At 40.1% G+C, this 19,837-nt stretch carries 20 protein-coding genes and 5 tRNA genes; 24 read left to right on the top strand and 1 reads right to left on the bottom strand.

Going from position 1 to position 19,837, the window contains the following annotated elements:
* The first annotated feature begins 39 nt into the window (after window positions 1–39).
* The 24 genes from FZC40_RS03815 (at window position 40) to FZC40_RS03705 (ending at window position 18,252) form a co-directional block, all read left to right on the top strand.
* Complete coding sequence (locus tag FZC40_RS03815) at window positions 40–1,533, top strand: SurA N-terminal domain-containing protein (protein WP_148602588.1); 1,494 nt, start codon at window positions 40–42, stop codon at window positions 1,531–1,533.
* Between the two features lie 216 nt (window positions 1,534–1,749).
* Window positions 1,750–3,387: a putative polysaccharide biosynthesis protein gene (locus tag FZC40_RS03810; protein ID WP_148602587.1), complete on the top strand. Its 1,638-nt coding sequence runs from the start codon at window positions 1,750–1,752 to the stop codon at window positions 3,385–3,387.
* A gap of 20 nt (window positions 3,388–3,407) precedes the next feature.
* Complete coding sequence (gene yabN / locus FZC40_RS03805; RefSeq protein ID WP_148602586.1) at window positions 3,408–4,886, top strand: bifunctional methyltransferase/pyrophosphohydrolase YabN; 1,479 nt, start codon at window positions 3,408–3,410, stop codon at window positions 4,884–4,886.
* 91 nt (window positions 4,887–4,977) lie between these two features.
* Entirely contained in the window at window positions 4,978–5,277 is a 300-nt protein-coding gene (locus FZC40_RS03800) for an HU family DNA-binding protein (protein WP_311135680.1), read from the top strand.
* A gap of 85 nt (window positions 5,278–5,362) precedes the next feature.
* On the top strand, window positions 5,363–5,614 hold the full coding sequence (locus FZC40_RS03795; RefSeq protein WP_279233308.1) for an RNA-binding S4 domain-containing protein: 252 nt from the start codon (window positions 5,363–5,365) through the stop codon (window positions 5,612–5,614).
* Between the two features lie 29 nt (window positions 5,615–5,643).
* Window positions 5,644–5,937, top strand: coding sequence for an FtsB family cell division protein (locus tag FZC40_RS03790; protein ID WP_148602584.1), 294 nt, complete (start codon window positions 5,644–5,646; stop codon window positions 5,935–5,937).
* A 29-nt stretch (window positions 5,938–5,966) separates the two neighbouring features.
* On the top strand, window positions 5,967–6,932 hold the full coding sequence (locus tag FZC40_RS03785; RefSeq protein WP_243135743.1) for a Ppx/GppA phosphatase family protein: 966 nt from the start codon (window positions 5,967–5,969) through the stop codon (window positions 6,930–6,932).
* A 99-nt stretch (window positions 6,933–7,031) separates the two neighbouring features.
* A tRNA-Leu gene (locus FZC40_RS03780) sits at window positions 7,032–7,119 on the top strand.
* 25 nt (window positions 7,120–7,144) lie between these two features.
* Window positions 7,145–7,221: transfer RNA gene (locus tag FZC40_RS03775), tRNA-Met, on the top strand.
* 21 nt (window positions 7,222–7,242) lie between these two features.
* Window positions 7,243–7,319 (top strand) — tRNA-Met (locus FZC40_RS03770).
* A gap of 27 nt (window positions 7,320–7,346) precedes the next feature.
* A tRNA-Glu gene (locus tag FZC40_RS03765) sits at window positions 7,347–7,421 on the top strand.
* Window positions 7,422–7,484: 63 nt separating this feature from the next.
* Window positions 7,485–7,560 (top strand) — tRNA-Val (locus tag FZC40_RS03760).
* A gap of 39 nt (window positions 7,561–7,599) precedes the next feature.
* A complete protein-coding gene (tilS, locus tag FZC40_RS03755) occupies window positions 7,600–9,009 on the top strand; it encodes a tRNA lysidine(34) synthetase TilS (RefSeq protein WP_148602583.1) in 1,410 nt (469 codons plus the stop codon).
* Between the two features lie 9 nt (window positions 9,010–9,018).
* Window positions 9,019–9,558, top strand: coding sequence for a hypoxanthine phosphoribosyltransferase (hpt, locus tag FZC40_RS03750; RefSeq protein WP_243135742.1), 540 nt, complete (start codon window positions 9,019–9,021; stop codon window positions 9,556–9,558).
* Between the two features lie 48 nt (window positions 9,559–9,606).
* Window positions 9,607–11,451, top strand: coding sequence for an ATP-dependent zinc metalloprotease FtsH (gene ftsH / locus FZC40_RS03745; RefSeq protein WP_420534731.1), 1,845 nt, complete (start codon window positions 9,607–9,609; stop codon window positions 11,449–11,451).
* 202 nt (window positions 11,452–11,653) lie between these two features.
* On the top strand, window positions 11,654–12,055 hold the full coding sequence (locus FZC40_RS03740; protein ID WP_148602582.1) for a thioesterase family protein: 402 nt from the start codon (window positions 11,654–11,656) through the stop codon (window positions 12,053–12,055).
* A 9-nt stretch (window positions 12,056–12,064) separates the two neighbouring features.
* Window positions 12,065–12,835, top strand: a complete 771-nt coding sequence (locus tag FZC40_RS03735) for a type III pantothenate kinase (protein WP_148602581.1) — start codon at window positions 12,065–12,067, stop codon at window positions 12,833–12,835.
* A gap of 9 nt (window positions 12,836–12,844) precedes the next feature.
* Window positions 12,845–13,849, top strand: a complete 1,005-nt coding sequence (dusB, locus tag FZC40_RS03730) for a tRNA dihydrouridine synthase DusB (RefSeq protein ID WP_148602580.1) — start codon at window positions 12,845–12,847, stop codon at window positions 13,847–13,849.
* A 513-nt stretch (window positions 13,850–14,362) separates the two neighbouring features.
* The gene (locus FZC40_RS03725; protein WP_148602579.1) at window positions 14,363–14,563 is read left to right on the top strand and encodes a hypothetical protein; all 201 of its coding nucleotides are present in this window, start codon (window positions 14,363–14,365) and stop codon (window positions 14,561–14,563) included.
* Window positions 14,564–14,580: 17 nt separating this feature from the next.
* Window positions 14,581–14,892 carry a hypothetical protein gene (locus FZC40_RS03720; protein ID WP_148602578.1) on the top strand — a complete coding sequence of 104 codons (312 nt, stop codon included), beginning with the start codon at window positions 14,581–14,583 and terminating at the stop codon, window positions 14,890–14,892.
* Window positions 14,893–14,946: 54 nt separating this feature from the next.
* Complete coding sequence (locus FZC40_RS17030; RefSeq protein WP_186843641.1) at window positions 14,947–15,093, top strand: hypothetical protein; 147 nt, start codon at window positions 14,947–14,949, stop codon at window positions 15,091–15,093.
* Between the two features lie 105 nt (window positions 15,094–15,198).
* The gene (locus tag FZC40_RS03715; protein ID WP_148602577.1) at window positions 15,199–15,624 is read left to right on the top strand and encodes an EAL domain-containing protein; all 426 of its coding nucleotides are present in this window, start codon (window positions 15,199–15,201) and stop codon (window positions 15,622–15,624) included.
* Between the two features lie 293 nt (window positions 15,625–15,917).
* Window positions 15,918–17,471 (top strand): FGGY-family carbohydrate kinase, encoded by a 1,554-nt coding sequence (locus FZC40_RS03710; RefSeq protein ID WP_148602576.1) that lies wholly within the window; start codon window positions 15,918–15,920, stop codon window positions 17,469–17,471.
* 298 nt (window positions 17,472–17,769) lie between these two features.
* Window positions 17,770–18,252: a transposase gene (locus FZC40_RS03705; RefSeq protein ID WP_148602575.1), complete on the top strand. Its 483-nt coding sequence runs from the start codon at window positions 17,770–17,772 to the stop codon at window positions 18,250–18,252.
* 285 nt (window positions 18,253–18,537) lie between these two features.
* Here the strand turns inward: FZC40_RS03705 and FZC40_RS03700 are convergent, their stop codons facing one another.
* Window positions 18,538–19,836, bottom strand: coding sequence for a bifunctional folylpolyglutamate synthase/dihydrofolate synthase (locus tag FZC40_RS03700; protein ID WP_148602574.1), 1,299 nt, complete (start codon window positions 19,834–19,836; stop codon window positions 18,538–18,540).
* Window position 19,837: the final 1 nt, after the last annotated feature.

Genomic DNA, 19,837 nt, shown 5'->3' with positions numbered 1-19,837 from the left:
AAACTGTCCAAGATTATTAATAATATTAAGGAGAATTATATGGAAAAGAAAAGATTTAGAAGCGTATCCCTGCTGCTGATTGGGGTTGTCCTTATCGGTATACTGGCTAGCGGATGCAGCTTAGTTAAAGTGGATCCCGAAAAGGATAAAAAACAGGTTGTAGCGGAAGTCGATGGAACACCAATATTAAAAGAAAGCTTTAACAATTATATGGCCTATTATCAAATGTATTATGATGCAAGCAGCAAGACTTTTCCGACTGGGGCTGACTTGAAGACTTTAAGAACGGATATTTTGAATGATCTGGTTCGGGTCAACACGTTGACTGCTCAGGCAAAAAAGGATGGCGTCACGATTGATGAAGCCACGATCTCTGCCAATTCAGATAGCATGATAAGCAGTTTAAAAACATCTCTTGGCGATGCTAAATATGCTTCTGAGCTGGCAGCTTACAACACCGACGCAACTTCCTTTGAAGCTTTTATGAAGGATTTTCTGATCGATTATAGCTATTCAAGCACTCAGGAAACAAATTATGAGAATGCTTTGAAAGCTGATCCCAGTAAAGAGCTAAATACTGTCGTTGGAAAAATTGGTGATGATGATGTAAAAAAAGATATTTATAACTATCGTTTAGCCAATGAAGAATTAACAACCTATTATCAGACTCAGAAAGCTTTGGCAACGGATGCGGCAACAATGAAGACGACCAACCAGACGATTTTTAATACGATTGCGGAACAAAAAGCCATGATGAAATATGCCGAGGAAAACAAAATCACTCCAAATCAAGCTGATATTGATAATTACATCACGACTCAGGATGCTTTCTTAAATTATATGCTCTCAGGAGATGCCAATTTACAGTCATTCCTGGACGCAAAATATCTCACCGTCGCTCAGTTCCGCGACTTTGAAAAACAGGAGGCCACTGCTTCAGCGACTGTCATGGCCATCCAGGCAAGTTTGAAAGACTCCATAAAAGTGACAGACAAGGAAATTCAAACGTATTACGATGATAATAAGAAGTCGTATGATACCAGTACGGTTTCAGCAAAACATATTTTAACCACCGACCAGGCACTGGCAGATCAGATTTATGCAGAAGCAAAAGATGTCAAAACACCAGAAGAATTTGATGCAATTATGGCAAAATACAAGGGCACAGATGGCGTTCAGGATGCTTCAGATTTAGGCGCATTTACTTATGGCTCGATGGTATCAGAGTTTTCGAATGCCGCCTTTAATATGGATGTCAACACCGTTAGTGAGCCGGTAAAATCAAGTTACGGCTACCATGTTATTTTTGTCTACGGCAAAACACAAGGTACAGTAGCATCAATAGAAGATAAAAAAGACGAAATAACAGCAGCACTTAAAAGTGAAAAGGTCACAGATGAATACACAAAACTTAAGGATAAACTTGTTGCTAAAACAAAAATCACTATCTATGACATCATATCACCGGCAGATGCCTATGTTAATCAGCTTAAAACAGATTTAAACGTAAAAGTTTATGAAAAAAGAATTTAAATAAGCACATTGATAAACTCGTCCTGGAGACAATGATTTACGATTGTCTCCAGGACTTGCTTTTGCATTTTGTCGACAGTCTAAAAGTACTTATCCCAGCACTGATATTCAGTGCTTTTTCATTGCGCTGCTACAGCGAAAAGGATATAATAAAAAAATCTGCAAAGACAAAGGTCAATCATTGGGTTGTGCAGAAAAAAATAAAGAGGTTTATTTATGTCTGAGAAAAAATCAAGTTATTTAAAAGGCGCTACTATTTTAGCGGCAGCAGGTATCTTATCTAGGCTGCTGGGCCTTTTTTTTAAAATTCCATTGTATCAATTGGTTGGAAGTTATGGGAATGGAATCTATGGAAATGTTACCAATATATATAATTTATTATTAATGGTATCAACGGTTGGTTTTCCGATGGCAATCTCAAAAATGGTTTCTGAAAATATAGCCAAGAAGGAGTATGCAACAGCTCATCGGGTGTTTAAACTTTCAATGATGGCACTGGTAATATTAGGCGGTGCTTCGACATTGTTCTTATTTTTTGGCGCCGAGTGGATTGTTAAAACGGCACACTGGACATCGGAAAGTTACCCGGCAATTGTAGCGATTGCCTTATCACCTTTCTTTATATCCATTTGCTCTGCTTACAGAGGCTTTTTTCAAGGTTTTCAAATTATGACGCCAACAGCTATTTCACAAATTGTCGAACAGATTATCCGCGTCTTCTTAGGCGTGATTTTATGTTGGCTTTTAGTCAGCAATTTTGGTATCGGTCTGGGGGTCGGAGGAGCCGTATTTGGAGCCACGGCAGGAGGAATTGTCGCCACCGCCTTTTTAAGCTATCTTTATCATAGTTTTGCAACAAAAAACAAACGTCTTTTAAAAACGCGAACAAGAAGGCGACAGCGTTCCAATCGATGGCTTTTTAAAAGATTGGTTATCATTTCTATTCCAGTTACATTAACATCTGCTTTAGTTTCACTGTTTTCAACCATTGACTCATTTATTTATGTTTCACGTTTAGGGGTAGCGGGCTTTAATGAAGTGACTGCCACCATGATGTTTGGAGATTTCACTAATGCCGAGCAGCTCATTAACATCCCGTTGATTTTAAGTGGAACGTTGGCTGTGGCCATGATCCCGACGATTTCCGAATCATTTGTTCGTCGTGACCATAAAGAAGTGAATCAGAAGATAATGCTGTCTATTCGCATTATTTTATTACTGGCATTTCCTTGCTGTATTGGTTTATCGGTGCTTTCATATGGCATATTTGACTTGCTTTTCCCGGGGGCTCCTTATGGCGGAGCCATTCTGAGCACTTTTTCCTATGCAACTATTTTCATGATGCTGTCGAATACCTTTCAGAGTGTCCTTCAGTCCATAGATCGCTTTCGGATCCCCCTTATTAACCTGGGCGTGGCCATCATCATTCGTTTTATTACCGGGTGGATATTTCTTTCTATTCCGGCGTTTAACATCCAGGGCATCGTTATCAGCAGTATGATAACCTTTGGTTATTTAACTGTGGCAAACTTTCTTTCAGTAAAACGCTTTACTGGAGTAAAAATTGATTTCTTCCATATGCTCATTAAGCCTTTGTTCGCTGCTGTTATCATGGGATTTATAACACATTTGGCTTATACGGGAGTAGCAATGATTTTGGGCAGATTTATGGGGATCTTAGTTGCTCTGATTGTTGGGGCGCTGGTTTATTCTGTTATTATGATTTTAATAAATGGAATTACAGAAGAGGAAATTAGATACCTTCCTGGAAGTCAGAAATTGCTGGTTGTGTACAATCGTATTAATGGGCTTATCCCGGGAAGAAAAAACAATCATATTCATAACCGGAGATGATTAAGAAAGGATGTTTTGAGATGCCACAAATTGATATTGTGGGCTTAGGCCCCGGAAATCCAGGTCATATGACGCTGGAAACACTAAAACTATTAAAAAATAAAAATCGAAATTTCTTCAGAACAGAAATCCATCCGGTGATGGATTTTATTCGGGAAGAAGGAATTGTTTATGAAAGTTTTGACCATTATTATGAAACTGAAGATTCTTTTGAGGCTGTTTATAATAAGATTGTTAATGAACTTTTGTCAGTGGTGAGAACCGGTGAAAAGATTGTTTATGCGGTCCCGGGAAATCCTCTGTTTGGCGAAAAAACAGTGGTAAAACTGATTGAAACAGCAAAAATTCAGGGAATTGATTATCGCATTTATCCCGGAGTTAGTTTTGTAGATGTAACCATGAATGCTCTGGAAGAGGATCCGATCCAGGGGATCGAAATTTTAGATGCCGTTGATTGTATCAAGAGTCCTCCGGACCCACAGAAGGGTATTTTGGTGACGCAGGTGTATGATAACCATATCGCATCCGAGTTGAAGCTTGGATTAATGGAACAGTATGATCCCGAAAAAAAGGTGATTCTGCTAATTAATTCGGGAATTCCGGGCAAGGAAATAGCTCGGGAAATCTGTCTTTATGAGCTGGATCGAATGGATGCCATCAATCATCTTACCAGCCTCTATATACCAGCGGAAAAAGATGCTTATTTGGGGTTTAACGGGACTCTTGATATGATGAAAACCCTGCGAAGTGAGGAAGGCTGTTCCTGGGATCGGGCTCAAACACATGAAAGTTTAAAAAGTTACCTGCTTGAGGAAAGTTACGAAGTTTTAGAAGCCATCGACAATGAAGACTGGGATAATTTAGCTGAAGAATTAGGGGATGTGCTATTTCAAATCGTCTTTCATGCCGAAATTGCCAGTGAAAAAAATCGCTTTTCGATGAATCAGGTGATTAGCGGAATTAATCAAAAAATGATCAGAAGACATCCCCATGTTTTTATGGATAAAATGGAATTTGATCCTGACGAAGTTGAAACGAACTGGGATGCCATTAAACGCTTGGAAAAAGGAGAAACTGATCTTTCAGGAGAAGCGGATAGCGATAAAATTTCTTCAGAAATGAAAAGCATACCGAAAACATTTCCGGCGCTAATGGAGGCATATAAGGTTCAGAAAAAAGCGGCGAAAATCGGATTCGATTGGGAAACGGCATCCCTGGCATTGGAAAAAGTTGATGAAGAAATGGAAGAATTGCGAGAAGCGCTAGAGGAAAATCGGCAAGAGAATATTGAAGAAGAACTGGGCGATTTGCTTTTTTCGATCGTAAATGTCGCCCGACTGCTTAGAATTCAGCCGGAGATTGTCTTAAGAAATGCGACGCAAAAATTTATTCATCGTTTTGAAAAGATGGAAATAATCGCAAGTCAAGAGAAAAAAACCTTAAAAAACTGTAATTTTGATCAGTTGGATGCTATTTGGAACCGGGTAAAAGGGCTTTGAGAGTGGAAAAAGTCGAAAAAAGCAAAAAATACTTGTGTTTTACGTATGAACGAGCTTATAATATATCACATAGAATACTGGAAACTATCAGATGGAGGAAAAAATGAACAAATCAGAATTAATTGCCCAAATGGCAGAGAAGTCAGGTTTATCAAAAAAAGATTCAGAGAAGGCCCTGGGTGCTTTTCTAGACACTGTTGTTGAAACCTTGAAAAATGGAGACAAGGTATCATTGGTTGGATTTGGAACTTTTGAGGTAAGAGAACGTGCGGCTCGCACAGGTCTTAATCCACGAACAAAAGAACCCATCGAAATAGCCGCCTCTAAAGCCCCTGGCTTTAAAGCAGGTAAAGGCTTTAAAGATGAAGTTAACAATAAGAACAATAAGTAAGTAACGATACAGAAGCCAGGGCCTTGCTCTGGCTTTTTGTTTTTTTCGCGAAAGCAAACGAAGCTTTTTGATTTCGGAGGAAATAATAGAGGAACATATGAGACTTGATAAATTTTTAAAGAATGCAAGAATAATTAAACGAAGGACTGTTGGTAAAGATGCCTGTGACGGCGGACGCGTTTCCATTAACGGCAAAGTTGCGAAACCGGGAGATCAGGTGTCGCCAGGAGATATTATTACCATCCGTTATGGAGATGGTGAGCAGAAGGTGGAAGTTTTGGAGATATTAGAACATGCTCCTAAGGAACACGCTGCCGATATGTATCGGGAATTATAAATGGCGGCAATTAAAATGGAGAACGGAATATGAACGAAAAAACAAAAAGAGTTATTCAAAAACGTCTTCTAAGGATACTGATCATCGTATGTATAGTGGGTTTTACAATATATCTTTTTGCCAGCAATGCGGCGACGCTATATGATCTAGAACAACAAAAAACCCAAATTGCACAACAAATTGAAGATGAAAAAGTTCGAAGCAATCAATTAGATGTACAGGTTAAACAAATGGGCAGCAAATTTTATGTAGAGTATTTTGCGCGCAAATATCTGGGTTTATACTATCCAGATGAAACGATCATAATTGTGGATACACAGTAAAGAAGCTTCAGAAAGTGATGGGCTAACGGTTGAATAGTGATATTAAAAATACGAAAAAAAAACAGATAAATGAAAAACAACATTTGGCAGTTATTGATATTGGAACTAATTCTACGAGAATGCTTATTTTCAGAAATTGCGAAGGCAAATTGATTCGCGTAAATAAGTCAGTCCGATATACAAGAATGGGACAAGCCGTGAACCAGACCGGCCGATTACATCCAGATGCGGAAAAGCGAAATTTCGAAGCGCTGGAAGAATTTCAAAATATCGCCAAAGATTATCGGGTTAAAGATTTTTATCTATTCGGTACCAGCGCCATGCGGGATGCTGAAAACACCGAAAATTACACGGCTTATATAAGAGAAAAGCTGGGACTAAATATTGAGGTTATCTCAGGAGAAGCTGAAGCTGAACTTGGATTTGTCGGTGTATCCCAATGTTTTGATGAAAAAATACTAATTTTTGATATTGGCGGAGGAAGCACAGAATTTATTTATGGAGAAAATAATGAAATAAAAGAAATGATGAGTCTAAATTTAGGCTGTGTCCGATGTACCGAAGAATATTTATTTTCCGATCCACCGACTGTTCAGGAATTGGAACAAATGAATGAACGGATTTATTCGGAATTTGTAAAAAGAACTAAAGATTTTCTGCCGACAAAACCATATAAACTGATCGGCATTGGCGGTACCGCCACAAGTCTTTCAACCATTAAGCAGGAACTAAAGATCTATGACAGTGAGAAGGTTCATAAGAGCACGATTACCAAAGACGAGCTGGAAGTCATGATTGACAATTTGTCCGGTAAAACCATCCAAGAACGACAAAATATTGTAGGGCTAGAGGCGAAAAGAGCTGACATTATTCTTGCCGGCGCATTATTATTGTTAAATATTTTTAAAATCACCGGAGAAAACAGTTTCACAGTCTGTGATTATGACAATCTTGAAGGCGCCGCATACCGCCATTTTGTTATGAAAATGAAATAAGTAAAAAACATTTTAAAAAAGCTTGACTTTGTATTTCTGTGGGAGTATAATAACACTTGTCCCTTGAACGAGGGAACAAACGAAAAAAAAGAAAAATATGCCGGGGTGGCGGAACTGGCAGACGCACAGGACTTAAAATCCTGCGATCCCTTCGATCGTACCGGTTCGATTCCGGTCCTCGGCACCACTTAATTTTCGTTTAATTTAATCATCGCGGGATGGAGCAGTTTGGTAGCTCGTCGGGCTCATAACCCGGAGGTCGTAGGTTCAAATCCTGCTCCCGCAACCAATTAAAAAAATTACTTTTCATGGCGGCGTAGCTCAGTTGGCTAGAGCACGCGGTTCATACCCGCGGTGTCAGCGGTTCGACTCCGTTCGCCGCTACCATAGAAAAATTTTAAAATATAAATAAATGGCCCCTTGGTCAAGTGGTTAAGACACCGCCCTTTCACGGCGGTAACAGGGGTCCGAGTCCCCTAGGGGTCACCACTAAAATTGCAGTGGATTTGTATTAGAATCATAAAGAAATAATCCAGTATAACATTTTAGCGTGGTCGCTTAGCTCAGCTGGGAGAGCACCTGCCTTACAAGCAGGGGGTCACAGGTTCGAGCCCTGTAGCGACCACCATTTTTTATTTCAAGAGAATTTTACTGAAGTGGTGAGTCCATGGAGAAAAAAGTAAATAATTATATTGAAGAAGAGGGAATTTTAGAGGCTGGCGATCATATTCTCATCGGCGTATCCGGTGGAGCTGATTCGCTGGCTTTATTATATTTTTTGGATAAATTCAAAGCGGTATTTAATGTTTCCATTGGCGTGGCACATCTTCACCATGGTCTTCGTGGCGAAGCAGCCGATGCGGATGAAGAGTTTGTCAAAAATTTTTGCCAAGAGAAAGAGATCCCATTTTATTCGAGACAACGAAATATTCCGGAAATAGCTTTGAATGAAAAAATTTCGATTGAAGAAGCCGGAAGAAACGAACGGTATGATTTTTTTCGAACTGTGGCGCAGGAGAACGGGTACAATCGTATTGCCTTGGGGCATCATATTAACGACCAGGCGGAAACCATGCTCATGCGGCTCATTCGCGGAACCGGTGTAAAAGGCGTTTCAGGGATTAAATCGAACCGAAATAATTTTTATATCCGTCCGTTTTTATGCTTGGAGAAAAAGGAAATTGTTACGTATTGCGAGAAAAATCATTTAGCCTATCGTACCGATGCAACTAACTTCCAAAAAGATTATACCCGTAACAAAATACGTTTAGATATTATGCCGATGATCTTGGAGATCAACCCCAAGGCGGAAATTCATTTTAATGAGTTTACAAAAATCGCGAATGAGTATGAGGCGTTTTTTGAAAAATATGTTGATCGAGTTCAGAAACAGTTGGTTTCCCAAAAAGATGACGTGGTGTATCTTGATCGTGAATTGTGGCTTTGTGAAGAGCCGGTGGTTCAAAAAGAAATATTACGCCGTTTAATTTTTGAATTTAAGGGAAGTTTAAAGGAAATTGAGTACAATCACATCACTGCGTTATATCATCTGCTAAAAACTGATAAAACGACATGGGAAATTCATTTTCCCCATGACATTCTGCTAATGCGGCGTTATGATCGAGTGATGGTGACAAATAGACAAAAAGATATGAATAAAGCAGTCGTATCTCCGAAGCTAATTATTCCCGATAAAACCTGGATATTTTCCAGGGAAGGGATAATCCTGGAGTCAAAGATTATGACTCAAGATGAGTTTAGAAAAAAAATGTCTTTTTTTTCAAAAGAATTGGAAAATCATAGTGAAAAATATTTTGATTATGATAAAATGAATGACAACATATATTTGCGCAGTCGAAAGTCTGGGGATTTTTTTTATCCAACCGGTATTTCAGGAAAAAAAACGATCAAGAAATATTATATCGACAAGAAGATTGATCGAAATTTGCGAGATGGAATTCCTCTTTTAGCAATGAATTCCGAAGTGTTGTGGATTATTGGTTATGCTATCAATGGACGCTGTTTAGCAGATTTCAATACAAAAAATATATTAAAGGTGAATGTGACCTTATGTTAGGAGAAAAGTGTGATATCCGATATTCAGGGAATTTTGGTGGATGAAAAAGCAATCGAAAAACGCGTCAGTGAACTTGGTAAACAAATTACCAAAGATTATCAAGGAAAGTATCCTATTCTTGTTTGTGTCTTAAAAGGAAGTTCGGTTTTTTTCTCGGATTTAATTCGTAGAATAAGCATTCCAATTGAGATTGAATTTTTAAAAGCTTCCAGTTATGGCTGCGAGGCGCAGAGTTCTGGTGAAATTGAACTAAAGGGAGATCTTTCCATGGAGGTTCAGGGACGTCATATTTTATTAGTTGAAGACATTGTCGATACTGGAAACACATTGAAATTTCTACTGAACCGTTTTGAAGGTTTAGGGGCAAAAGATGTTAAGGTATGTTCCCTTCTTGATAAACCACACCGTCGGGAGCAGCTGGTTGTTGCTGATTATATCGGATTTCAAATTCCCAATGAGTTTGTGGTCGGTTATGGATTGGATTATGCCCAAAAATATCGCAATTTGCCTTATATCGGGATTTTAAAAAAAGAAATATATGAAAAATAATTTTACAAAAAGAAATCAACTATTATATTTAGAGAGGAGTGATGCGTTTTGAATAAATACCTTAAGATGATTGGATTCTATTTAGTGATTTTAGTAGTCATTATTGTCGCGGTAACCTTTTTAAACCCCATGAAAGATGAGGTTAAGACCGTTGTTTACAGTGAACTGCTGACTGAGCTTAATAATAATCAGGTAGCAGAAATTGAAATAAACAATTCCAATGTGACGGGTGTCCTGCGAAGTGGCGAAAAATTTGAAGCAGTGGTGCCGCAATATGTTATTGATGAACAAGTATCTTCGTATATTTTACAAAATGACATAAAAGTAACGATTACGAAGCAACAGGATTCCTGGTGGATCTCGTTAATACCTTCAGTGGTGCTGATTGTATTAATGGTCGTCTTTTTTCTGGTCTTTAGCCAACAGGCTGGCGGCGGCGGCGGTAAAGTTATGTCCTTTGGAAAGAGTCGGGCAAAACTTCATGTTGAAGGTGAGACAAAGGTTACATTTAAAGATGTGGCTGGTGCTGATGAGGAAAAAGAGGAACTTGAAGAAGTTGTCGATTTTTTAAAAGCCCCTGAGCGTTATCGAAAACTGGGAGCGCGGATACCAAAGGGAATCCTTTTAGTGGGCCCTCCAGGTACCGGGAAAACCTTATTGGCGCGAGCAGTTGCTGGAGAAGCGGCGGTTCCATTTTTCACAATTAGTGGTTCTGATTTTGTCGAAATGTTTGTTGGTGTCGGGGCTTCCCGAGTAAGAGATCTTTTTGAAAATGCCAAAAAGAACGCACCCTGTATCATATTCATTGATGAAATTGATGCAGTGGGTCGTCATCGTGGTGCAGGTCTTGGCGGCGGACATGATGAAAGAGAACAAACACTTAACCAATTGCTTGTTGAAATGGATGGATTTGGGGTCAATGAAGGAATTATTATTATTGCCGCCACCAATCGACAGGATATTTTAGACCCAGCTTTGCTGCGACCAGGTCGTTTTGACCGACAGATCACAGTTGGAGTACCAGATGTTAAAGGACGAGAAGAAATTCTTAATGTCCATAAAAAGAATAAACCATTGGCACCTGAAGTTGATTTAGGCGTCGTTGCCAAAGGGACGCCGGGATTTACCGGAGCAGATTTGGAAAATCTGATGAATGAAGCAGCGATCTTGACAGCAAGACACAATGGTCAACTCATTTCTATGACGGAGTTGGAAGAAGCAATCAAACGCGTTATTGCCGGTCCGGAAAAGAAAAGTAAGGTGGTGAATGAGGATGATTTACATATTACCGCATATCATGAAGCAGGGCATGCCATTGTGATGCATCTTTTACCACATTGTGATTCGGTTCATGAAATTTCAATTATTCCTCGTGGTATGGCGGCAGGCTATACCCTGTCACTGCCGGATAATGATAGTCAGCATATGAGCAAGAACAAACTATTGGAAATGATCTGCGGTCTGCTTGGCGGGCGAGCGGCTGAAAAGATTGCGCTGGATGATATTTGTACCGGGGCAAGCAATGATATCGAACGCGCTACCGGCATAGCCCGAAGCATGGTCACGGAATGGGGAATGAGCGAACATCTTGGACCCATGACATTTGGTCATCCGGATAGTGGCGAAGTCTTCTTAGGACGCGATTTGGGACGATCTCGCAACTACAGTGAAGAGGTTGCGTCAGTCATTGACAAAGAAATTCGAACCATTGTCGAAAATGCCTATGAACGTGCTTGTTCAATCCTAGAAACACAACGTGATAAACTAGAGGAAATTGCAACTCGGCTTTTACGAGACAAAACAGTAACAGGCGATGAGTTCAGAGCATTGTTTGAAGAAAAAAAAGATGATGAAAAAATTGTGAAAATTGAAGTAGATGCTCAAATCGAATAAACAGTATTATCCGAAAGCCGTTATTTTATAACGGCTTTCAAACTGTTAAAGAACGGTTATGCTGACAATCGTTAATCAGTTGTCGGTATGATTTCTGAGCAAACTGATTGTCTATCCACCCAGTCGTTATGTTATAATGGCTTTCTTTAAGATAATAAATAAGATACCATCAAATTTGAAATAGTTGGAGGAAATTTGAAATATGGATGAAATTAAAATAGGAACCTGCTATGAAAAAAAATTCTTTGTCAATGAAGAAGATACGGCCTTGGCTTTAGGCAGCGGTGGCGAAGCAGTATTGGCCACACCACGTTTGGTAGCCTGGATGGAGAATACCGCATTTGAAGGATCAGACCTGACGCTGTCCGAAGAAAATACAACGGTCGGGGTTCAGATCAATTTAAAACACATGGCGGCTTCTCCTGTGGGGATGGAAATTAAGGTTAAAGTAACGTTGATGAGTCAGGAAAAAAGAGCTTTGAATTTTAAAATTGAAGCATGGGATAGAATAGAAAAAATAGGGGAAGCGACCCACCAACGCGTTATAGTTGACAAGAGCCGATTTATGAAAAAAGCGATGAAAAAGATTAAAGAGAACCTTTAGGAGGAAAAAATGATTTTAGCTATTGATGTTGGCAATACGAATACAGAATTAGCAGTGCTTCAGGGAGATGAAATTCTTTGTTCCTGGCGTTTTGTTACAAAAACGCCCAGAACATCAGATGAATATGGGGTCTTGATTCAATCGTTTTTTTCAAATTCCAGGGTGTCGCTTGATAAAATAAGCAGTGTCATCGTAGCTTCTGTTGTACCCAATATAATGTATTCTTTAAATAACGGCATTAAGAAATTCATTGGTCTGGAATCAATGGTGGTGGGACCAGGAATAAAAACAGGTATGCCAATTAACACCGCTGACCCATCAGAAATTGGGGCGGATCGCGTTGTCGATGCAGTGGCAGCTTATACTATTTATGGCGGCCCCGTTCTCGTGATTGATTTTGGAACGGCCACCACCTTTGATTATATTACCGCCGAGGGTGTTTTTTCGGCTGGGGTTACGTCGCCGGGAATTCAGATTTCAATTGACGCTTTATGGAAAAGCGCAGCAAAATTACCAAATATTGAAATAAAAAAACCAGCTTCAATATTGGCAAAAGATACCGTCACCAGCATGCAGGCGGGCCTGGTTTATGGATATATCGGACAGGTAGAATATATTATTAAGCAATTTAAGAAGGAAACCGGGCTGAAAAATATGAAGGTGGTAGCAACTGGCGGATATGGTCGCCTGTTTTATCAGGAAACAGATACGATCGATGTTTATGATCCCCAGCTTTCCCTTAAAGGGTTAAAGATCATTCATGACAAAAATATACGTTAGGGATGAAAGATGAAGGAAGATTTTTCGACGAAAATGATGCATGCAGAATTTAAAATTGGCGATATTTTAATAACAAACCCTCTTTTTCTGGCACCTTTGGCAGGCTATACCAATCTACCCTTTCGATTGATTTCAAAAGAATATGGAGCCGGTGTAACTTTTACGGAGATGATCAGCGGGAAGGGTCTTTATTATAAGGATCATAAGACCGCCGAACTGATGATCACCGCTAAAGAGGAGACGCCTGCCGGCATCCAAATATTTGGGTCTGAACCAGATATTTTAAGTGAAGTGGTTGAAAATTATATTAATGAAACAGACTATACCTTTTTAGATTTTAATGCCGGCTGTCCCGCCCCGAAAATAACGAAAAACGGAGAGGGATCAGCTTTGCTGAAAACACCGGAGTTATTATTTAAAGTGGTAAAAGCTTTGGCGGTGGCTTCTAAAAAACCGCTGATTGTAAAAACAAGGATCGGCTGGGATGATGAAACCATCAATATTCGAGAAATTGCCGAAGGTATTGAAGAAGCCGGAGCAGCCGCTCTGACCATTCATGGAAGAACCCGAGAAGCTTATTATGCCGGGAAAGCTAATTGGAATATTATCGGCGAAGTGAAGAAAAATGCCGGGATACCCATTATATTAAACGGCGATATCAACAGCGGAGAAGCGGCCAAAAAAGCGATCGAAACGACCGGAGCGGATGGCTTAATGATTGGCCGAGCGGCCATTGGCAATCCGTTTGTATTTCGAGAAATAAATCATTATTTGAAAACCGGTCAAGAAGCTGAAAAACCAACACCCCAGGAAAAAATAAAAGTGGCACTGAAAAATATTGAGTTATTATGTCTTTTGAAAAATGAAGAAGCCGGTCTTCGAGAAATGCGAAAGCATCTGGCGGCCTACACCAAAGGGCTTAAGCACGCGACCGTATTAAGGAATGAGCTGTTTAGAGCGGCTGATAAGGATACCGTGATTGCGCTCCTAAACGGCGAAATAGAACGCGACTAATCGCAGCAACAAAGACAAAAAGTAAGTCTCTCCAGGACGATTTTGCTGACAACCTCTGACAAACCATTAAGGTTTGTCTTTTTAGTTTACGAGGCATGTTGCCGAGCTAATGGTCTGAAAGAAGAGCTGTCACCTGACTAATTGGGAAGATAAGCTGTAAGCAAGGGTGTTTCCGGCATGGTGTTTTTCTTCCACCGAGCCAATTTTAAAGCCGATATTCTGGGGTACGATTTAACTTTGTAAAAAAAATTGTAACTCGGACACTTCATATACAGACATTTCTTCAAATTTTCCTTCGTTTTTGGTATGACCGAAAAATATAATCAGAGACAAGAGAAATGCATTGACCAAATCAGAAGCAACGAAAATTTCGGCAATTCAAGGCGGGGAAAGAATTGATAAGATCAGTCTTTAATATCAAATTTTTCATCTTTGCCAACCTCCGTTGCTATTACTTTACCCAGTTTGGGGTATAAATAAAATGAAATGATTGACAAAATCTAAAGTAAAGGAATGAGATTTATCAAAATTGCAATTTTGCCAAAAACAAGGTTAGGAAAAAGTGCCATTGCCATCACTGTACTTTTCATTATCCTCATACTGTTGAAAATGCTGCCGATGGGGATTCCCGTGCCAACTTTTGGAATTGTTTTTCTGGGTATTCTGGGATTTATAACTGCCATTATGGCGGTCATAAAAAAGATCATTCTGTAGTCGCCTATTTTTCAATTTTGGTAGGGCTGGGGATTCTTTTTGTTCTGGCCCATAATGGAATATCATCCCTCGGTCTTTTCAAGGACTTCAAAGTTGCCAATCAGCTGACAGCGGAAGAAGCAGGAAATCCTGCCGGCATTTTGATGAACCTGGGTTGGATTTATCAAAGTGATGATCGTGTCTATTATGTGACAGAAGGACAGCTTGTTAGGATAAAAAACGATTGGACAGAACGCACCGTGGTTACGGAAAATACGGTTGCTTTTATTTTTATTTCCCGTGAAATATCAGCTGCCGGAATTCAGGAAGGCCGGAACAGCCAGTGCTGATGGCGATTTGTTATATTACGGTACAGCGCTGAAGGGGGGCTGAACCGCGTCGGAATGGATGGCACAGAAAGTGAAAAAGTCAACGGCATTGATATCTGGCAGTTGGATGGTGTATCCGGTAACTTTATGATAATCACCGATTATGGAGGCCCGAAATTCAGAGTAAGTGTTGACGGTTCAGTGGGGACACGTATTGAATGACTTGTTTGTATAGGCAAATCCTGGTTGAAAATTTATGGAGCACACCCATTTTAATTTATAGATGGCAGATTATTTGATGTATTAATTGTTAATTAATGCAGGATTATGGGACTCAGAAGGAGACCGGCCAAGCGGCTATATTTCTCCAATAAAACCGTTTATGAATCAACACAAGAATGTATCAACGAATTAAAGGATCTTGGCATCATGATTGTATTGGATGATTTTGGAAAAGGTTACTCATCACTGGGCATCGTCAGCAAACTGCCGTTTGATTTCATCAAAATAGACAAGGCCTTCATTCAGAATTCCGTGTTGGAAGAAAAAAACAGTCTCGCAACCACCATATTGACAATGGCTGAAAAACTCAATATGCAGGCTATCTGTGAAGGAATCGAAACCCATGAACAGCTTGAATATTTTCTTAAAAATGGAGCCGCGATTTTTCAGGGATTCTTTTTTAGCAAACCGCTGGAAAAAGAGAGGTATATCAATTTGTACCAGAAAAATGGGCTGTCTGAAAAGAAATAAAACACTTAAACATGAAAATATTTTCGATTTCAATAAGAGTGAAAATATTTTCACTGTTGCTTTTTGCTTGATTTAGTCATTACAATGTACTCAAATAGCATTTGAAGATCGATCAAGTCATTGATTCAGACAGGCAACAATAATCCGCCGCTCTTTAAGATTCTGTATTTTTTTGCGTTCCTAAAAGGTATCTGTTGATTCCTTATTTATATTGGGAAGCCGAATGCATCATTTTTGTACATCCGGTACTTTTAATTTTTCTATTCAATATTATATTGCTTTAGGAGGTAAATATGATGACGAAACCTTGTTTTATCGGATTTGATTGTGGAACAATGGGAACAAAAGTGGCATTATACGACGTTGACGGGATTTGCATGGCAGAAGCTTTCGCTGAAAATGAATTCTCATATCCTCATCCCGGCTGGGTGGAAATGAATGCAATGAAGTATTTCGAAAATATTGTAAACGGTATCACCGAGTGTCTGCAAAAGTCAGGTGTGCCAGGCGAAGCGATCAAGGGAATATCTTCCAGCGGGATTGTCGACGGAACTGTTCCCGTTGACGAAGATTTTAATCCGGTCGGGCCTTTTATTCCATATCTCGATATGCGTGCCCAGGAAGAGGCGGCTCAAATCCGGGAAAACTGCGAACCCATCTGGGTACAGGAAAGCGGAAAAACCGGGATAGGCCCGGACTGTGTACCGATGGTCATGCGATGGCTATACAAGAATAAAATACCATACGTTGAAAAAGCAAAAAAATTCGTAAATATTTCGCCATTCGTTACCGGAAAATTAGGCGGATTTAAAGCAAAAGACGCGTATGTTGATTGGTCCATGGCTTCAGGTTGGCTCGTTGGGTTTGATCTTGAAAAAAATACCTGGTCCGAACGCCAGTTTAAAATGTTTGAAGTGCCGACTGATATCCTGCCAAAAATTGTTGCGCCGTGGGAAGTGGTTGGTGGTGTTTGCGAAGAGGTAGCACGACGGACTGGATTGAAGGTAGGTACGCCTCTTATTGCCGGAGCCGGCGATCTGATGGTTTCAACGCTGGGAGCTGGCGTTGTCGGATCCGGACAGGCATTTGACGTGGCTGGCACCGCATCAATCATGACCTTTATCACGACCGACATCCAGGCAGCTGTCAACAATAAAGTACTGGTTACAAGCAAACATATATTCCCGGATGAACTATGTCTCTGGGGCTGTCTATCATCTGGTGGATTTTCTCGTGGCTGGTATCGCGATGGTATCTTGAACTTAAAAGGAATTTCTCCCGCCTATCCGATGATGGACGCTCTCGCTGATGCGGTCCCTGCCGGAGCACTGAACCTGCTTTTTGCCCCCTATCTTACAGGTACGATGACACCTTCCTGGCCGGATGCAAAAGGAACTTTTATGGGATTGACTCCCAGCCACAATCAGGCTCATCTGTGGCGTTCAATGATGGAATCGGTTGCTTACGAATACCTGCTTTTCCTCAAATCATTAGAAGAACAGGGCGTGTATTATGATCGTGTTATTGGAGTTGGCGGTGGAGCAAAATCGCCGATATGGAATCAGATCAAATCCGATATGCTGAACGTACCGTATACTGTCATTTCCACTCAGGATACCGGAGCTTTAGGAAATTGCGTTATTGCCGCTCACGGAACCGGCTATGTATCTGATATGATCCAGACTGTTAAAAAATGGTCTCAGGAAACCCGGACCTTTACACCACAAGCTGAATACAATGATTTCTATAATAAAGTCTTTGAAGTGCGTCAGGAAATATTCAATGGACCGCTTGATGAAATATTTAAACTCTGGTCTAAGATCGAGGCGATTCAACCGCCTAAATAAGCAGCGTAAATATTTTAATCCTTGTTTTTTCAAAAGCACCGTATTGCGGTGCTCTTTTTAGTTTGCGAGGCATGTTGCCGAGCTAATGGTCTGAAAGAAGACCTGTCACCTGGTTAATTGGGAAGACAAACTGTAAGCAAGGGCGTTTCCGGCAACGGGAAGGTCTTGATGGCGGTTGTTGGAGCGGAACATAAGTGAACCAGTACTTTGAAGACCTGGGACTCATCGATGTGGAAACAGTCAACGATATTAACGACGAAAATCAACTATCAAATATGGCACTAAAACGAAAAGTCTTTTGAAGAAAAGAAAAATGATGGTTGTCGTGGATACCGGCTATTATAATGCTTCAGAAATAAAGCAATGTGTAGATAAGAAACTGACGATATTTATTAAACGGTCAAAAGCAAATAATAAAACAAAAAACAATGAATATCGAAAAGATAGATTTCTCTACGATACCGATCAGGATATTTATCAGTGTCCAGAAAGAAAGAAGTTATATTTTTTCGAGAATACCTCAAAAAATGGGATGAAATATAAACGATATAAATGTGCTGACTGTGATAATTGTCCTAAAAGATCAGCATGTACAACGTCTGTTACGGGCATAAGTGTTCAAAGATGGGAACACGAAGAAATACTGGATAAAGTTGCAGAGAACACCCATCTGAATAATGAGATCTACAAACAAAGGCGTTGTATCGTGGAATATCCATTTGGAACCATTAAACGAACCCTGGGCTACACTTATTTTCTGAGAAAGGGATTGATTCAGTAAATGCTGAATCCGCATCCATGTTTATCGCTTATAATCTTAAGCGTTTGTTTAGCAAGTTCCCGGTACTAGACTTGATACTAAAATTTAAAAGTTTGGCATGAAAATATAGGGTGTTCATCGAATTATGCAGATGAACGACACGTTTTTCTAGCAAATGTTAATTGTAGACGGTATTAATTGACTTGAAAATATTATTTTTATCTATTTGCTAGACAGTCTGAAGCACGGTTCTGTGAGAGCAAAGAAATCCGGATTAATTATCCGGATTTCTAGCTACTCGATTGATTACATTAAATTCTTGCGAATCAAAGTTCGGGCTTCTCCAATCATATAGAGAGAACCGACAAAAACATTGACTTCATCTTTTTTAGTCAGGTCGATGCTTTTGACCGCCGCATCCATCGTGTCATAAAAATCAACGGTTTTTCCGTAGCTATCATGAATGAGAGCAGCCATTGTTTCTGCCGGCATCGCTCGATCGCTGTTGGGAGTCAGAGTATGAATAGTGGTGGCAATGGGAACCAAGAATGACAAGGAGACTTCAATATCTTTATCTGCCAGCATTCCGAAATACAGGTTGATTGTTTTTCCGGGGAAGTATTGGTTCATATTTTTGACAAAGGCCTGAATCCCATTGCTGTTATGCGCACCATCAATAAGCACAACCGGGGATTCTAAAAATATTTCGAAACGTCCGGGGAAAGTAACCGCAGATAATGCCGCTTTAATGTGATCGGAATTGATGTGATAACCCTTTTTAATCAGCAATGCAATCACTTCAAGAGCAGTAAGACAATTAAGGGATTGATGACTGCCTAATAGTTTTAGCTGAAAAGTATCCAGATCCAAATGGTCGCCCAGATATTTCAAGGTTTGGGAATGGCCGTCAAAACTTTCAATGGAAATGTCCTTAGGATCTGCCAGTATCACGGATGCATTTTTTGATTTGGCGAAATCAAGAATGACCTTTAACGCTTCAGGATCCTGAGGATAAACAACCACATCGGAGCCTTCCTTAATAATGGAAGCTTTTTCGAAGGCAACTTCAGCGACGGTTTCACCGAGATAATCGGTGTGGTCCAGACTGATGCTCATGATGACGACAGCGACCGGATCTTTAATAATATTGGTGGCATCAAGGCGGCCTCCCAAGCCGACTTCAAGCACCACGATGTCGGTGCGTTTTTCATAAAAATACTGGAGTCCGACCGCGGTGACCATTTCAAATTCCGTCGGATGGGGCTCGCCCTGAGCGAGCAGAACTTCGATTCGTTCTTTTACAAAGCTGGTGGCAGCAACAAGACTTTCGTCATCGATGGGTACATTATTCAGCTGAATGCGTTCATTAAACTTTTCCAAAAAAGGTGAAGTAAAAAGACCAGTGTTGTAACCGGCATTTTTTAATGTGGCGGCAATCATGGCTGATGTGGAACCTTTTCCGTTTGTCCCGGCAACGTGGATGAATTTAAGTTTGTCTTGCGGATTACCCATTTCAGCAAGCAGGTTTTTCATGCTTTCAAGTCCCAGTCGGGTGCCGAACTTGTGCGTAGCTTCGATATAGTTGATGGCTTCGGTTATGTTCATT

Source organism: Acetobacterium tundrae (assembly GCF_008086615.1).
Classification (GTDB): Bacteria; Bacillota; Clostridia; order Eubacteriales; family Eubacteriaceae; genus Acetobacterium; species Acetobacterium tundrae.
Note: the sequence above shows the minus strand (reverse complement) of the source record. Positions and strands in the feature narration are given on the sequence as shown.

Excerpts from the sequence above, each read along its gene's own strand:
- FZC40_RS03815 (WP_148602588.1), top strand. The coding sequence starts at position 40 with ATGGAAAAGAAAAGATTTAGAAGCGTATCCCTGCTGCTGATTGGGGTT.
- FZC40_RS03810 (WP_148602587.1), top strand. The coding sequence starts at position 1,750 with ATGTCTGAGAAAAAATCAAGTTATTTAAAAGGCGCTACTATTTTAGCG.
- yabN (WP_148602586.1), top strand. The coding sequence starts at position 3,408 with ATGCCACAAATTGATATTGTGGGCTTAGGCCCCGGAAATCCAGGTCAT.
- FZC40_RS03800 (WP_311135680.1), top strand. The coding sequence starts at position 4,978 with ATGGAGGAAAAAATGAACAAATCAGAATTAATTGCCCAAATGGCAGAG.
- FZC40_RS03790 (WP_148602584.1), top strand. The coding sequence starts at position 5,644 with ATGAACGAAAAAACAAAAAGAGTTATTCAAAAACGTCTTCTAAGGATA.
- tilS (WP_148602583.1), top strand. The coding sequence starts at position 7,600 with ATGGAGAAAAAAGTAAATAATTATATTGAAGAAGAGGGAATTTTAGAG.
- FZC40_RS03740 (WP_148602582.1), top strand. The coding sequence starts at position 11,654 with ATGGATGAAATTAAAATAGGAACCTGCTATGAAAAAAAATTCTTTGTC.
- FZC40_RS03735 (WP_148602581.1), top strand. The coding sequence starts at position 12,065 with ATGATTTTAGCTATTGATGTTGGCAATACGAATACAGAATTAGCAGTG.
- dusB (WP_148602580.1), top strand. The coding sequence starts at position 12,845 with ATGAAGGAAGATTTTTCGACGAAAATGATGCATGCAGAATTTAAAATT.
- FZC40_RS03725 (WP_148602579.1), top strand. The coding sequence starts at position 14,363 with ATGAGATTTATCAAAATTGCAATTTTGCCAAAAACAAGGTTAGGAAAA.
- FZC40_RS17030 (WP_186843641.1), top strand. The coding sequence starts at position 14,947 with ATGGATGGCACAGAAAGTGAAAAAGTCAACGGCATTGATATCTGGCAG.
- FZC40_RS03715 (WP_148602577.1), top strand. The coding sequence starts at position 15,199 with ATGGGACTCAGAAGGAGACCGGCCAAGCGGCTATATTTCTCCAATAAA.
- FZC40_RS03710 (WP_148602576.1), top strand. The coding sequence starts at position 15,918 with ATGATGACGAAACCTTGTTTTATCGGATTTGATTGTGGAACAATGGGA.
- FZC40_RS03700 (WP_148602574.1), bottom strand. The coding sequence starts at position 19,836 with ATGAACATAACCGAAGCCATCAACTATATCGAAGCTACGCACAAGTTC.